Genomic DNA, 14,015 nt, shown 5'->3' with positions numbered 1-14,015 from the left:
AACACAGAAAAACTGCGTCCTCAGAGCCTAGTTTCGTCCGTTTACTTCTTCGACCTCGGGTGAAAGCTTTCGTATGCTTTTTTTAGATGGGCGTCGGTGATGTGGGTATAGATCTGTGTGGTCGAGATATCGGCGTGGCCGAGCATCTGCTGGACGCTGCGGATATCGGCTCGGTTTTGGACCATGTGCGTTGCAAATGAATGCCGGAGCGTGTGCGGCGAAACGCCCTTGAAGCCGCACTGCTCGGCATATCGCTTGATGAAGCCGTGCACTATCTGCCGCGAGAGCGGGCCGCCCTTTGGCTTGATGAAGAGGTTCGGGTCGGTGTCTTGCGGTTCCTTCTCGCGGCGGGCGGCGAGATAATTCCGCAGCCATTCGATCGCACTTTTCCCGATGGGGACGCGGCGGGTCTTGTTGCCCTTTCCGGTGGTCGTCAAGATTCCCGATTCGAGATCGACATCGGCGAGCCGCAGCGTACAGAGTTCGGAAACCCGCAGCCCGCAGGCATACATCAACTCGAGCACGGCCCGGTCGCGGAGGCCTGTTTCGCTTGCGACATCGGGTGCGGCAAGTAGTTGCTCGATCTCAGCTTGGTTCAAAAACCGCGGAAGATAAAAGCTCTTTCGCGGAGTCTCAAGATCCTCGGCCGGGCTCTTGGGCAAGTGGCCGTCGATCGCCAGAAAGCCGTAAAAACCGCGGAGCGAACTGACCATACGCCGCTTTGAACTCTCAGAGATCTTCTGCTTGGTCAGGTCGATCAAAAACTCGCGAAGGTCTTCACGAGTAGCCGCAACAGGCTCGATCCGGTTCTTCCCCGCCCAGGCCTCGAACTTCCGCAGGTCGCCCTCATAACCCGCCAGTGAGTTCTTCGCCAGGCCCTTCTCGACCCGGACGAAAGAAATATACTCGCGGATGAGGTCTCGTGACATTCCTGCTATTTTACACCAACGGCATTCGGCACCTCGCACTCCGGGCGGTTGATTAGCAGTCCGGAGTTGCTTTCGAGCAGGCGGAAGGCACGCTCGCGGGACCAATTGAGCGAGCGGACGTCGCTCTCGTCGCGGGCCTCGACCAACCGACTATATAGTGATTGCTTCATCGAGCACGCGTCCTTGGCGTTCATCACTGGCAGGCTCTCGATGAGAACCGGGACCGCGTCGTCGCTCAACTGGTACGAGTGGTACCATGCGTCAAATTCCCGCCCCTGCTGCATTAGCTGAATGTTTTTGCGGGCGATGAAATCGTCCGGGTTCATCAGGTTGGTCGCGGCGAGTATCACTATTGCCGACCAGAGTGCTCCCCAGGCGAAGTTATTCCGGCGTCCTCGAAGCACCGTCCAGCCGAACCAGACGAAGACCACCGCGAGCCAGAGCATGAAGACCATCGGGTAAAACCGGACGGCCGTCCAACCATAGCCGAGTTCGCCGGTCAGCAGTACAAGCCGCTGCATCGCCGAGGCCATGATGACAAAAAGCAGCACGATCTGAACCCCGGCGAGCACGCGAAAGAGCGTCTCGTTTCGCCGTTCATCGCGGCGAAGCAGCGAGTGCGAGGCAAGCAGCAGCGGCAGGACGAGAAACGCGACTGCGACAAGCTCGCCAAAGCCGCGGCGGGCAAAATCGGCCAGCTTGAGGTCCGGCGTCGTCTGCACAAGGTCCATCCCGCCGAAAAGATACGGAAGCTGAAAGACGACAAAGCTCGCAAAAAGCAGATCGACAAGGCCGAGAATGATGATCGTCTCAATGCGGCCGAGCGTAAAGACCTGCGGAAATTTTGTGTTGTCCCAATTTTGCCAGTCGCGTTTTTTCGCGGCCGGTGCGGGTTCTTGGGCCCGGTCGCTACCGCTCCCGGTTCTGACCTCTGCATTCGGCGGGTCGCTGATGTTTATGTGCTCAAGAATCGTGGCGTTGTTCGGGAGCGAAGTCTCCTCAGCGGGCTCGGCCGTGAACTTGTCAACATAGCTCGAATCGCCCGCGGCCGCTGTCGGCTCGGCCGGCTTCTTCTCATCCGCAGTCGGGATCGGCGAGGCCGCGGCAACTCCCGCCGCGAAGAAATGCTCCATTAGCGAACCGCGTAAGTAACCGGCCGCAAGCCAGGCAAAAAGCGACGATAGCATTACGTGCGAGAGCAATGTGTCCAGATCGAAATTGACGGCCCGATTGGCAAAATCCTCAAACGCCGCGTCCGCCGCCATGAATAGCGCACCGAAAATAAGCACCAGCGGCAACGCGACGGCCAAGCCCCGAAGCACCGAAAAGATGCCCTTGCTCAGCCGATTGCCGGGAATCTCTTTCCAGTCAATATCCGCACCGATCAAAAAGAACGGCCCGAGCAGCGAGATCACACCCGACCACAAAAACCCGACGGCGTAGTGAAATACACCCGCGATCCGCTGGTTGATGCCGAAATTGGGCAGGACGAGCACGCCCATTATTATGATGATGGCAAAGGTGTCATAGATCCGAAGTTCGATCGAATCGCGGACCACGAACATCGCCCCGAAAAAGAGCATCGCCGCCTGAAGCCCGAGCGTCCGTGCCGTCATAAGCTCCGGCCGGTTGCGGAGCATTATCACCGCCATCGCGGCCGTAAAGACCGTGACGAAAAGAAAAGCGTTCAAGCCCCAGGGCGTCTGCCGCAACATCACATTGCCGAAGACGCCGAAAAGCATCGCTATAAGAAGTATCTCAAGCCCGGTCCGTGTTCGTCGGTTCATTATTATTGCCTCGCTACGTCTCTTTATCTCTGAACGAAAACCCCGCCATATCTTGCGGGCAAGTTGCTTATATTCAATAAGCCCTTGCTTACGCGCGGGCCTCTGACACCGCACTCGTCACTCGTCACTGATCACTGTCCGTTGTCCACTCTCAACTGTCCTCATCTGCCCTTCATCGCTTTTATCAGCGCTTCCATGTGGTCGAGGTAGCGGGTCAGGGCCTTGCGGCCCGCCGGAGTGATCTTGTATTCGGTCAGCGGCATGCGTCCGGCGAAGGACTTCTTCATCGTCACGTAGCCCGCGTCCTCAAGCTTGCGAGCGTGGACGCTTAGGTTGCCGTCGGTCGTATCGAGCAGCGTTTTCAGCTCGCCGAAGCTCAGCTTTTCATTTGCCGCCAGCGCGCTGACAATGCCGAGCCGCATCCGCTCGTGGATCACCTTGTCGAGGTCGTTCGAGACGGTCTCGGCCGCCTTCGCCACCGAAAGCCGCGGCGGCGATTCGTTCTTTTCTACCTTTGCCAAATTAGACTTCGCCATAACTAACGAGCGGCACTTGTCCGCTTTCTTTGATTCTTCTTTTCTTTTTCCGTGGTTAATATCTCTTTCCAACCACGTAAAAAGAAGAAAAGGGAAAAGCCGATCAGACTAACTGCCAGCGAGCGGCGTTCCGAAAATTCCGACCGCAAGTTCGGCCCAGACCAAGAAGAGAATAAAGAGCAAACCGAGCACCGCGGCGACCCGGGTCCAGAACCCCGTCACGATCCTGAGCGCAAGATCGATCGCGAGGCCGGTCCCCAAAAGCAGCACCCCGGCAACGATGAAATCGAAGACACCCCAGTCCACCTCGCTAGTGAACTGCATCGCGATCAGCGGCACCATAAGCAAACCCGCCGCCGCCAACATCAATAACACAAGCCGTTTGTTGTTCATTTGAATTACGTTTTCCATGTTCTGTGTTCAGTGAGTCCAGTTTCTTGATTCACCATTCACCATTCGCCATCGGATGAAACGCCCTTACTTACGTGCGGGCTTCTGCAAGCTATCCACCGTATTTGCGGGCGATGATCGCGCCGAAGATTATGTGCAGCAGGCCAAAGCTTGCGGCCATCATCTCGTCGCCCGAACCCTTTGGAAGGCCGAGAGTGATCGCCCCGAGCACGATGAAGCACCAACCCATCACCGGCACCGCCCGCACCGAATACGCGCCGCCGCCGACGACCGCCGCTCCGTAGCAGAGCATCCACATTCCGGCCATCACGCCGTAATGATCGAACCGCCAGAGCCCGAAGGTGAGCGCGACCCCGACAATGATCGGCGGGGCAAAGCTCATCGCAAACTTGCGTGCCGGAGCCGAGAAAAGCGACTGCCCGCCGAGCTTTGCCTTTTGCCACATCGCCAAAAGGCCGATGGCAAAGGCAAGAAATGCCTCGACGACCCAGATGACAAGCCAGTTGCGAAGGTAGATATGCTGGTTAGCAAAAACCGCCGCGCCGATCGCGGTCGCGCCCATCAGCATCCCGCCATAACCCGGAACGGCCGTAAAGCTCGTCGAGCGTTCCATTGTCGAGCGGATAAAGTCGAGGTTATCGAGCGCCCTATCGCCGAGGCTGACGGGCTCATCGCGTTCGGTCTTCTGTAGAGGAGATGTCTTCGCCATCGCGAAGATGAATATATGCCAAGTAGTCGGTGATGTCAAGTACTTTGTGTTACAAAGCGCGACAAGCCATAACCCTAAGGCCCGCTGACCTAACCTTGCCGGCTATCCTCGTTTTTTCTGCTGGTTCTTCGGGTTGTTGACGATGTCGCCGTAGTTCTTAAGCGGCGGTGTTGAGGGGTCGGACATTGAGAACGTCAAACGGTCGCCCTGGCGAATGAAGTGGCGGCCGTTCCACTTATATGATGAGCGTGTGAAGTGCGAGGGGCAACAGAGCTGGGCCTCGTCGCCGGTGATCTTGCCGGTCTCGACCTCGCCGAGCATGTAGCGATCCTGGCCATAGAGCTCGATGACGAGCTGGCCATTCTCGGGCCTGATATCCTTCAGCCCGCCGTCGGTTCGGTCACCGGTGCGGAAGTGCCATAAAAGTTCCGGCTTGTCGTCCTTCCACGTAAAAACGTAAATGACCTGCGGAATCGCGTTGCCGGCCGTTTCTATCTTTAAAATAACTATAGCTTCATCTTGTCCGTCGCCGGTCGCATCAAAGTACTTCGTCACGACATGCGACATCCCGATTCGTCGTTCGGCCCGTGCCTCGGCCTTCTCGTCCTCGCTCATGTCGTCGGAAACGGTACCGGAAACGGCCGCGACCTTGCCGTTCTCGAGCCGAATATCGCTACCGTCGGGGTTTTGCCAACCGCGGGGCAACGGATAGGAATGATTGAGAAAATCGTAGCTGCCGAGCGGCGAGGCCGTCTCGCGAAAGCGGCCGTCTGAGATCTCGGTCTGGAGGTCTGGTATCTCGGGTGTAGGCTCCGGTGTCGGCTTCGGCGGAACTGCAGGCTCGGCGGCGACCTGCTGAGTTTCGGCGGTTTCGGGCGGTGCGGAATCGACCGCCGAGCCGCACCCGGCCGCGACGATTGAAACAGAGAGAAACGCAAAAAACACCCAAATGCGATATTTCATCATCTTGCTGCAGAGAGCCGCCGCGGGGGCGGCCTGATGGTTCGCTTGGGGAAAATTGCTCAACAAAAACACTTATCGGTCTCAAGCCCGGGTCAAGCTTCTATATTTGATCCGGTGCGGCTGGTCGGCATCATGGCCAAGCCGGCGTTTTCGGTCCGCTTCGTATTCGCTGTAATTTCCGTCGAAATATTCGACGTGAGAATCGCCTTCAAAGGCCAGGATATGAGTCGCAATGCGATCAAGGAACCAGCGGTCGTGACTAATTACGACGGCGCAGCCGCCAAAGTTCTCCAATGCTTCCTCGAGCGCGCGCATCGTGTTTACGTCGAGGTCGTTCGTCGGTTCGTCTAAAAGAATAACATTTGCACCCGACTTAAGCATCTTGGCGAGATGCACACGATTGCGCTCGCCGCCCGAAAGCTGCCCGACGCGCTTCTGCTGGTCCGAGCCCGAGAAGTTGAACCGCGAAACGTAACCGCGGGCATTGACCTCGCGTTTGCCGAGCGTAACAAAATCGAGCCCATCGGCGATCTCTTCAAAGATGGTCTTGTCGGCATTGAGCGAATCGCGTGATTGATCGACGTAGCCGAGCTTGACGGTCGGCCCGACCCTGAAAGTGCCGGCGTCGGGTTGGTCCTGGTCGGTGATCAGCCGAAAAAGCGTCGTCTTGCCGGCGCCGTTCGGGCCGATGACGCCGACGATGCCGCCCGGCGGAAGCGAGAACTCGAGGTTCTCAAAAAGCAGCTTGTCGCCGTAAGCCTTCGAAACGCCATGAGCTTCGATCACCAGATCGCCGAGCCGTTCGCCGGGCGGAATGAAGATCTCAAGCTCCTCGCTGCGTTTCTCAGATTCACTCGCGACCAGCTTTTCGTAATCGTTGATGCGGGCCTTTGATTTCGCATGGCGGCCCTTCGGCGACATTCGGATCCACTCAAGTTCGCGTTCAAGCGTCTTGGCGCGTTTGTCCTCGGTCTTTTGTTCCTGGGCAAGGCGGTTCTGCTTTTGCTCGAGCCAACTTGAATAATTTCCCTTCCACGGAATGCCCTCCCCGCGGTCGAGCTCGAGAATCCAGCCGGCGACGTTGTCGAGGAAATAGCGGTCGTGCGTAACGGCAATGATCGTTCCTTCATACCGCTGAAGGTGCTGTTCAAGCCACGCGACCGACTCGGCGTCGAGGTGGTTCGTCGGCTCATCGAGCAATAGAATATCGGGCTTTTGAAGCAGCAACCGGCACAAAGCGACTCGGCGTTTTTCACCGCCGCTCAGGTTTTTGATCGGCGTTTCCGGCGGCGGGCAGCGGAGAGCGTCCATCGCCATCTCGAGCCGCGAATCAAGGTCCCAGGCGTCGGCGGCATCGAGCTTTTCCTGCACCTCGCCCTGCCGTTCGATCAGCGCGTTCATAGCTTCGTCGTCCATCGGCTCGGCAAACTTTGCATTGATCTCTTCGAATTCTTTGAGCAGATCGACGGTTTCCTGGGCGCCTTCTTCGACGATCTCTTTGACCGTCTTCGTTTCGTCAAGCTTCGGTTCCTGCTCGAGCAGGCCGACGGAATACCCTTTCGAAAAAACGACCTCGCCGTTAAATTCCTTATCAGTGCCCGCGATGATCCGCAGCAGCGACGATTTACCCGATCCATTCAACCCAAGCACGCCGATCTTCGCTCCGTAAAAGAACGAAAGATAAATGTCCTTAAGGACCGGCTTCTTGTCGTAAAACTTTGATACCTTGACCATCGAAAAGATGATCTTGTTTGGTTCTTGATTGCTCATTACTCTTTCAAAAAGGGTAATGGTAGCAAAATCGGTACGGAACGGGCTAATTCACCCGTACGGCAGTCAGGTCGGTATTAGTGTACTTCTGGTCAAAGTACCAGGCGTTACTGAATGTGGTGTTTCCGCTGAACGGGCCGTCTCGATGGGTCGGGGCGTCGGCCTGGAGAACGAGGTTCCATTCCTGGATTCCGGAGAAATAATGGAATGTGAACTTGTACGCGATCTTCTCGATCTTACGGTTTTGCGTTGTTGCGAGCGTCCCGAGAGCGTCGCTGCCGCCTGCCTTGTTGTATGCCGAAATAGTGCTTTTGGCGGGCGTGATGGTCAAAGTATTACCGGTGACCGCATAGCGGCCGTTTTCCTTGACGATGAAGATCCGCGGATGGGTCATCCTGAACGTCCGCTCGGTGTAGATATAAGTTCCATCGGAATTGAATTCGTAGCGGCTCCGAGTGTATCCGGCCGTGCCCCAACTTGCGGGATCGGCATAGGCCGGACTGCTCGAACTCGAACGCTGCCACCGTCCGATGAGCTTTGCGGCATCGCCTGAGGGAGCGGCCGCGGGCTGAGCGGCCGGAGCTTTTGGGGCGGTGAGCGGCGGCAGCTTGATCGATTCGATAAAGGCGGCGATGTCGGACTCGAAAGCGTCGGTATTCGTAATCACAAGCACTGCCACGGCCTTGCCGTTGCCGGAAAAGGTGGTCAAGATCGCCGCCCCGCTTACTCCTTCCTTCTCAAACGCGCCTCCACCGGCCTCGACCAGCCAGCCATCTTTTTCGGCCGACCTTCGCCCTTGAGCAGAGGTGGCGTTGAGGCCGTCCTTCGCCATCAGTTCCCAAAGCAGATCAAAATCTTTGCCCGAGTCACCAGTGGCATCGATCGATCTGACAAGCGAGATGGTGCAAAAGCCCGAGCTCGTTTCCTTGCTGAAGCGGACCGAATTGGCGTCCCTTTCAGTCGACCATCCGGCCGGTGCGGTGAATGTAACAATGTCGAACTTGCCCGATTGGGACAGGGCCACGGTGAAGAAAATGTGAAGACAGAGAAAAGTCAGGATTATTTTTGGCTTTTTCATTGTTTCCGTCGCAGCAGTCTACCCTGATCTGATATGCGAGTGCCGAAAAAAACCGGCTCAATAAAGCGCCCGATCGAGCATAGCCACGTCCTTTAGGGCGTGGAAACGTCGATAAAGACGGGCCCGAGGGCGTTTAACGCCCTTACCCATATCAATCAGCCGACATCCGATATTCGGAGTGGTCAGTAGAAAATCGCATTTCGTATGAGAGTGTCCACGCCGTAAACGGGCGTGGCTACGCGAAGCCAGCCGCTATTAATTCTTCGGGCTTTGGCTTGAAAACCTCATTCCTGCCGCGAGGCTGAATTCCTTGGGTTCAGGCCCTTTAAGATTGCCGTCGTCGTCGTATTCGTAACTATAGCCCGCACTCACAACCTTCGCGACAGCGGTCTTCTCACTCACCGAGGCGACCGAGATCTTTACTTCGGTGTTCTTTACTCCGGTCAGCCAAAAGCTCATCCCGACGATCACGCCTTTGTCCTTTCCGGCATCGATGGTGATATCCGGGTACCACTTCTCGGGTTTTTCTCCGATCTGGACGATCCTTGCCTTGACCGGTTTTCGGTTGAGGATATGTTTGAACTGACTTGGAAGTTCGGGCCGGCCTCTCGGCTTATCCGCGTTCCCGTCCGACTTTGAGTAAAAGCTGTGGTAGTCGTTAGAAGACCCTGAATTAACCGCGTAAGCAAAAAGCTCAAGCTCATCTGTCGGTATCAACCACCGCTGGTGGCCCCATTTTACCGGCGTATATTCCCGTTTTATGGCAAGCACATGCTCGCCGGCAAATGTCTGTTCCGAGGTTAGAAAAAGCAGCCCATTCTCAAACCTGGCGGACCCGAAATTCACCCAGGCACGAGGACCGTTGCTACAAGTGTCACGGTAAGCGGCAAACCCGAGCTCCGGCGTCCAGACGAGGACGTCGGTCCAGGTCTCGCCAACGTATCGCGTGTAAGCACCAGCCCACTCGTCCGATGTGGTGCGTTGTATTTCAGAGGTAATCCCGGTGTATCGCTCGCGAAACGGCGCCTTGATCTCGTCGGGCAATATTTCCACGTAACCCTGCGCACTTATCATAGGAGTGCACACGGCTACTAACACAAAGCAAAGAATAACGATGGCGGGACGACGAGTCATGAACCTCTAGTTTACCAAAACATTTCGAACCGCGACACGATGTATTCGATCTCGCTTCACCTCAAACCCGATTCCCGGGCCCTCGGGGGCGGTGATGGTTCCGTCTGAGCTGACCTCGACGGCGGGTTCGATTATGTCTTCGTGCCAGTAGCGTTTTGAGGCGGAGACGTCGCCGGGCATGGTGTAGCCGGCGAGGGTTGAGATGGCGATGTTGTGGGCCCGGCCGATGCCGCTCTCGAGCATGCCGCCGCACCAGACGGGCATCTTGGCTTCGCGGCAGATCTGCTCGATCATCTTTGTTTGCGTGTGTCCGCCGACGCGTCCGTTTTTTAGGTTGATGATCTTGCCGGAGCCGAGTTCGATCGCCTTGCGGGCGTCCTCGGGCGATTTTATCGGCTCGTCGAGGCAGATCGGCGTTTTGATCTCTCGCTGCAGCTTTGCGTGGTCGATGATGTCGTCGTGCGGCAGCGGCTGTTCGAGCATCATCAGGTCAAATTCGTCAAGCGATTTCAGCTTATCGATGTCGGCAAGCGTATAAGCCGAATTCGCATCGCCCATCAGCAAAATATCGCCAAACTCCGCCCGCACGGCCTTGATCACGTCGTAGTCCCACGAAGGCGAGATCTTGATCTTGATGCGTTTATAACCCGCCTCGACCTCGACACGGATCTTCTCTAGAAGCTGGGCGATCGAGTCCTGAATTCCGATCGAAACGCCGCATTCGATCACCTGATTGACACCGCCCAAATGCCGCCAGAGCGGGACGCCGAGCTTCTTTGCCTCAAGGTCCCAACACGCCGTTTCGATGCCCGACTTCGCCATCCGGTGCCCGCGTGCCCATTTCATGAGATTCCAAACGTCCGCGGCCGACGCGACCTCCTGCCCGACCACCATCGGCGCAAGTATCTTCTCCGCAGTCACCCACGCCGAATCGGTCCATTCGTCAGAATAACCCGGCGATTCGCCGCAGGTTATCTCGCCCCAGCCCTCGGCCCCGTCCGCATCTTGGACTCGAACCAAAATGATCCGGCGCTCATACGTCCGGCCAAAACTGGTCTCAAAAAAATGTACAAGCGGAAGGTTTATCTCTATCAGTTCTATCGACTTAATAAGCATAATGGCGGCAAAATTAACAATCTAGTAACTAACCGCTGAAAATGCAATACTCGGCCCTTTTTCGCGATGCCATATCGAACGAGGATAGTGCCTGTACCGGTTTGCTATACTGATGGTTTGAGGGTTCGGGTCAGTTCACAGATAACACGTATCGGGCAAAATATTTCGCCCCGCCGGCATCAGATACTTCGGAAGTGTTCATGATGAAACGCATAAGTAAAGTAAGCCTCAACCTTTCGGCCGCCGTTTTCCTGTTTTCGCTTTTTGCGGTGTTTACGGTCTCGTGCTCGGCGCAGCCCGCCGCGGAGGCGGACGCTCTTCGCCAGCTCCGCGAGCTGACAAAGGGCGGCCGGATGCCGACCGAACAGGCGGTCGAGGATATCGAGCGCCGTTTTAGCGGGACGCAAACGGGAGCGCTTGCCCGGCTGCTCCGTGCACGAGTGCGGTTTGAGAATAAGGACTTTCGCGGGGCGAGCATCGTGCTCAATTCTGATGAATTCGGGCGTCTGACAAAGCTCGGCGATTACGTGCATTGGCTTCGTGCCCGCTCGCATCAGGGTCTCGGGGACCATGCTGCGGCTATGGCCGAACTCGAACGGCTCGTTACCTCGTTTCCGACCTCGCTTCGCGTCGCCGATGCACGCCTGCTCTGGGCCGAATCGGCAATGGCCGCGGGGCGTGCGGCCGACGTTCCGGCCTTTCTTGAACCGATGAACCGCGAGAACCGATCGGCCGCTTTGCTCGCGACCGCAAAGGCGTTTGAAGCCTCGGGCAAGCAGGCGGACGCTAACGAATGTTTCACCAAGGCATTTCTTTACGGCGGCACTTCGGACGCAGGCAAAGAGGCCGAAGCCAAGCTCAAGACGCTGAACATTGACCCCCTGGCCAATCCGACCGCTGAAACGCTGAAGGTCCGCTCGAACCGTTTGTTCGCGATGGGCGCTTCGTCGATGGCCTATGATTCTTACACCAGATTTATCGAGCAATTTCCCGATGAGGTGACGCCTGAGATCCATCTCAATCGCATCTCGGCCGCCGCCCGAATGGGCAACGCTGTCAATGCACAAGCCGCATTTGACGCGATACCCGCCACGATGCCGGGCCGCGACCAGGCATATCGCGATCTGATCAATGCTTATGCCAAATCGAAGCTCTGGCCGCGGGCTCGCACCGCCGCCGACGAGATGCGGCGAGCCTATCCGCAAAGCCCGCTGACGGTCAAGGCATGGGTCGAGGCCGGCTATGCCGCTCGCGATGCAAAGAACAAAGGCGAGGAGAATTTCTTTCTGCGAACGGCTTTGACGGCCTATCCGCAGGCGGTCGAAGTTGCGGGTGCGCAGTTTGAGCTTGCATGGCTCGAGCACGAGGCCGGCAATAGCGCACGGGCCGCCGATATGCTCACCGAGCATCTCGCCCGCTATGCCGACCGCGATTCCGCTAACCGCGGCCGTGCCGGGTATTGGTCCGCACGAAATGCCGAACGCGCTGGCCGCATCGCCGAGGCATGCACGCTTTACGACGCCCTCGTTTACCGCTACAACGCAAATTGGTACGGCCACATCGGCTTCGAACGCCTGACCGCACTCCGCGGCCGCGGACAGTGCCAATCGCCCGCTAACTTCCCGGCAGATTCGCTCGTCCCGCAGGCGGCAGCAAATCTAAAGAGCATCACCGTTGCCCCCGAAACGGCCGGTGCCGCCGAGCTTGAACGAGCCGCAAAGAGCGAAGAGCTAAGCTCGGTCGGGCTTTTCGATTGGGCGATCGAGGAGCTGAAAGAAGCCCAAAAGACAGCGCAGAATTCGCCGAAGATCAACCTCTCGCTCGCCAAGCATCACCAGATGAAGTTTGATAACGTCTCGGCCTTGCTCGCCCTCGCGAAGAGCTATCCCGATTACGCCCAGATGTTCCCCGAGGAAATGGGCCGCGAGGAGTGGGAGATATTTTACCCGCACATGGCATGGGACCAGATCGCGAAATGGTCGCGGGCGAGGAACCTCGACATATATAAGGTAGCGGGGCTCATCCGGCAGGAATCGGTCTTCAATCCGTCCGCTCGCTCTTCGGCAAACGCCTATGGACTGATGCAGCTCTTGCTTCCGACGGCACAGCAGACCGCCCGCAAGTTTGGCTCGGCTTCGCCAGTCAGGTCGGCCGCGGACCTCTTCAACCCCGCATTGAACATCGAACTCGGCACCGCCTATATGCGCGAACAGCTCGACAAATACGGCCGCGTTGAATACATGGCCGTCGCCTACAACGCCGGGCCCGGCCGCGTCGTCACCTGGCGCCGCACTTTGCCGATGGAGATGGACGAATTTGTCGAGGCGATCCCCTTCCGCGAAACGCGCGGCTACGTCCAGGGCATCATCCGCAACACCGCCCAATACCGCCGGCTCTACGACGAGAACGGCAATTTCAAATCGAACGTCGGCACCCGCCCCGTCCGCGCCGCCATCGACACCAAACCCGCCGCCGAACTCGCCCGCGAGTTCCCTGAGGTCGTGCTATCGCCGGGCCGGACGGCTGAGTAGGGCCGCACTCGTCGCGAGTGGAATTCTGGTCGCGGCAAATTGCGCGCGGTTTTCTCGTCAACGCAAGGATTAAGGGGAAAATTTTGAAAAGGAGCTTATGAACAATGAGACAGATCTCTCGGGCGTTGTTTTTTCTTCTGGTTTCCGTACTGCTTTTCTCATCCCAGGCATATTCCCAAAGACCGACATGTGATCCGGTGATGAACACCGATTCTGTGCTGACCTCCGTTAGGGTTGATGGTGGATTTAGCATGGGCACGTTTTCGCTCGATTGCCGCCCGGGCACGGCCCCGGGCGTTTCCGGCCCTTCGATCTATCACCCGTATAACGGCAAGAAATTTGAAACGCATCTAAAGAACGCAAGCGGTGCGACCATCAACAAATTCGTCTGGTACGGCCGACTGGCCAGTTGGAGGATCGAGCTTGACCGCTACGAGGTCGAAGGCGGCCGCGAGGCAATAAAGCAGATCGGGCCCGGTTCGTACACGATCGATTTCATTGACGAGGGCCGGTCGATCTACAAGTTTCCGTTCTCCGTGAAAACGAAGCAAAGCGCCGATAAGTTCAATCCCCGAACGCTCTATCTTCTTGATGGCCCGTGGCGCGGAAAAGGACTATTGACCGCCACGACTCCTGAATCGAACCCGATATTCTTCTTCTGGCTCCGCGATTCAGATGACAAGGCCGATGCCCGCCGTCGCCAGATTCCCTACAGCTTGAAATTGATCCGCGACCGAGACCGTGCGACGATCGCTGAGTCAAACGAGGGCTCGCTCGCACTCGACCATCAGTGGTACAACGCGCGGCTGACGCTCTCGAAACCGACCTCGATGACAGATGGCAAATCGGTCATGTTCAAGCTGGGTGACATTCTCGACACCAACAGCACTTACACGCTCGAGCTTTCGCTTGACGGACGAACACATTCAACCTTCAAACTCGACGTGCGGAACCGAAAGATCAATGGCCAAGATGTCCCGGCTCGGGGCTTCCGCCTGCCGCTGACCGCAGGCAGATAGGCTCGCTTTTTCTGGCTCTTGAAAGCATTGCG

Annotated in this window: 12 protein-coding genes; 2 read left to right on the top strand and 10 right to left on the bottom strand. The window is 57.3% G+C overall.

Annotated features, from left to right (window positions below; genetic code table 11):
* Window positions 1–41: 41 nt before the first annotated feature.
* From xerD to menC, 10 genes are all read right to left on the bottom strand, one after another.
* Entirely contained in the window at window positions 42–929 is an 888-nt protein-coding gene (gene xerD / locus IPM21_07155) for a site-specific tyrosine recombinase XerD (protein ID MBK9163678.1), read from the bottom strand.
* A gap of 5 nt (window positions 930–934) precedes the next feature.
* Window positions 935–2,716: a DUF4173 domain-containing protein gene (locus IPM21_07150; GenBank protein ID MBK9163677.1), complete on the bottom strand. Its 1,782-nt coding sequence runs from the start codon at window positions 2,714–2,716 to the stop codon at window positions 935–937.
* A gap of 161 nt (window positions 2,717–2,877) precedes the next feature.
* The gene (locus IPM21_07145) at window positions 2,878–3,252 is read right to left on the bottom strand and encodes a transcriptional regulator (GenBank protein ID MBK9163676.1); all 375 of its coding nucleotides are present in this window, start codon (window positions 3,250–3,252) and stop codon (window positions 2,878–2,880) included.
* A 108-nt stretch (window positions 3,253–3,360) separates the two neighbouring features.
* The gene (locus IPM21_07140) at window positions 3,361–3,651 is read right to left on the bottom strand and encodes a hypothetical protein (GenBank protein ID MBK9163675.1); all 291 of its coding nucleotides are present in this window, start codon (window positions 3,649–3,651) and stop codon (window positions 3,361–3,363) included.
* Window positions 3,652–3,754: 103 nt separating this feature from the next.
* Window positions 3,755–4,372, bottom strand: coding sequence for a hypothetical protein (locus IPM21_07135; GenBank protein MBK9163674.1), 618 nt, complete (start codon window positions 4,370–4,372; stop codon window positions 3,755–3,757).
* 102 nt (window positions 4,373–4,474) lie between these two features.
* Entirely contained in the window at window positions 4,475–5,398 is a 924-nt protein-coding gene (locus tag IPM21_07130; GenBank protein ID MBK9163673.1) for a hypothetical protein, read from the bottom strand.
* Window positions 5,399–5,416: 18 nt separating this feature from the next.
* Window positions 5,417–7,105, bottom strand: a complete 1,689-nt coding sequence (gene ettA, locus IPM21_07125; GenBank protein MBK9163672.1) for an energy-dependent translational throttle protein EttA — start codon at window positions 7,103–7,105, stop codon at window positions 5,417–5,419.
* A 46-nt stretch (window positions 7,106–7,151) separates the two neighbouring features.
* Entirely contained in the window at window positions 7,152–8,183 is a 1,032-nt protein-coding gene (locus tag IPM21_07120) for a hypothetical protein (GenBank protein MBK9163671.1), read from the bottom strand.
* 255 nt (window positions 8,184–8,438) lie between these two features.
* On the bottom strand, window positions 8,439–9,257 hold the full coding sequence (locus IPM21_07115; GenBank protein ID MBK9163670.1) for a hypothetical protein: 819 nt from the start codon (window positions 9,255–9,257) through the stop codon (window positions 8,439–8,441).
* A gap of 66 nt (window positions 9,258–9,323) precedes the next feature.
* Window positions 9,324–10,433: an o-succinylbenzoate synthase gene (gene menC, locus IPM21_07110; GenBank protein MBK9163669.1), complete on the bottom strand. Its 1,110-nt coding sequence runs from the start codon at window positions 10,431–10,433 to the stop codon at window positions 9,324–9,326.
* Between the two features lie 203 nt (window positions 10,434–10,636).
* Here menC and IPM21_07105 point away from each other — a divergent pair, with 203 nt between their 5' ends.
* Together IPM21_07105 and IPM21_07100 are read left to right on the top strand one after the other, a co-directional pair.
* Window positions 10,637–12,964, top strand: a complete 2,328-nt coding sequence (locus IPM21_07105; GenBank protein MBK9163668.1) for a transglycosylase SLT domain-containing protein — start codon at window positions 10,637–10,639, stop codon at window positions 12,962–12,964.
* A gap of 104 nt (window positions 12,965–13,068) precedes the next feature.
* Window positions 13,069–13,983: a hypothetical protein gene (locus IPM21_07100; protein MBK9163667.1), complete on the top strand. Its 915-nt coding sequence runs from the start codon at window positions 13,069–13,071 to the stop codon at window positions 13,981–13,983.
* Window positions 13,984–14,015: the final 32 nt, after the last annotated feature.

Source organism: Acidobacteriota bacterium (genome assembly GCA_016716435.1).
Lineage (GTDB): Bacteria > Acidobacteriota > Blastocatellia > Pyrinomonadales > Pyrinomonadaceae > OLB17.
The sequence above is the reverse complement of the archived record's forward strand: the minus strand, read 5'-3'. Positions and strand labels throughout refer to the sequence as shown.

Coding starts and splice junctions, on each gene's coding strand:
- IPM21_07145 (MBK9163676.1), bottom strand. CDS start 3,252: ATGGCGAAGTCTAATTTGGCAAAGGTAGAAAAGAACGAATCGCCGCCG.
- IPM21_07100 (MBK9163667.1), top strand. CDS start 13,069: ATGAGACAGATCTCTCGGGCGTTGTTTTTTCTTCTGGTTTCCGTACTG.
- IPM21_07135 (MBK9163674.1), bottom strand. CDS start 4,372: ATGGCGAAGACATCTCCTCTACAGAAGACCGAACGCGATGAGCCCGTC.
- menC (MBK9163669.1), bottom strand. CDS start 10,433: ATGCTTATTAAGTCGATAGAACTGATAGAGATAAACCTTCCGCTTGTA.
- IPM21_07105 (MBK9163668.1), top strand. CDS start 10,637: ATGAAACGCATAAGTAAAGTAAGCCTCAACCTTTCGGCCGCCGTTTTC.
- xerD (MBK9163678.1), bottom strand. CDS start 929: ATGTCACGAGACCTCATCCGCGAGTATATTTCTTTCGTCCGGGTCGAG.
- IPM21_07150 (MBK9163677.1), bottom strand. CDS start 2,716: ATGAACCGACGAACACGGACCGGGCTTGAGATACTTCTTATAGCGATG.
- ettA (MBK9163672.1), bottom strand. CDS start 7,105: ATGAGCAATCAAGAACCAAACAAGATCATCTTTTCGATGGTCAAGGTA.
- IPM21_07120 (MBK9163671.1), bottom strand. CDS start 8,183: ATGAAAAAGCCAAAAATAATCCTGACTTTTCTCTGTCTTCACATTTTC.
- IPM21_07115 (MBK9163670.1), bottom strand. CDS start 9,257: ATGATAAGTGCGCAGGGTTACGTGGAAATATTGCCCGACGAGATCAAG.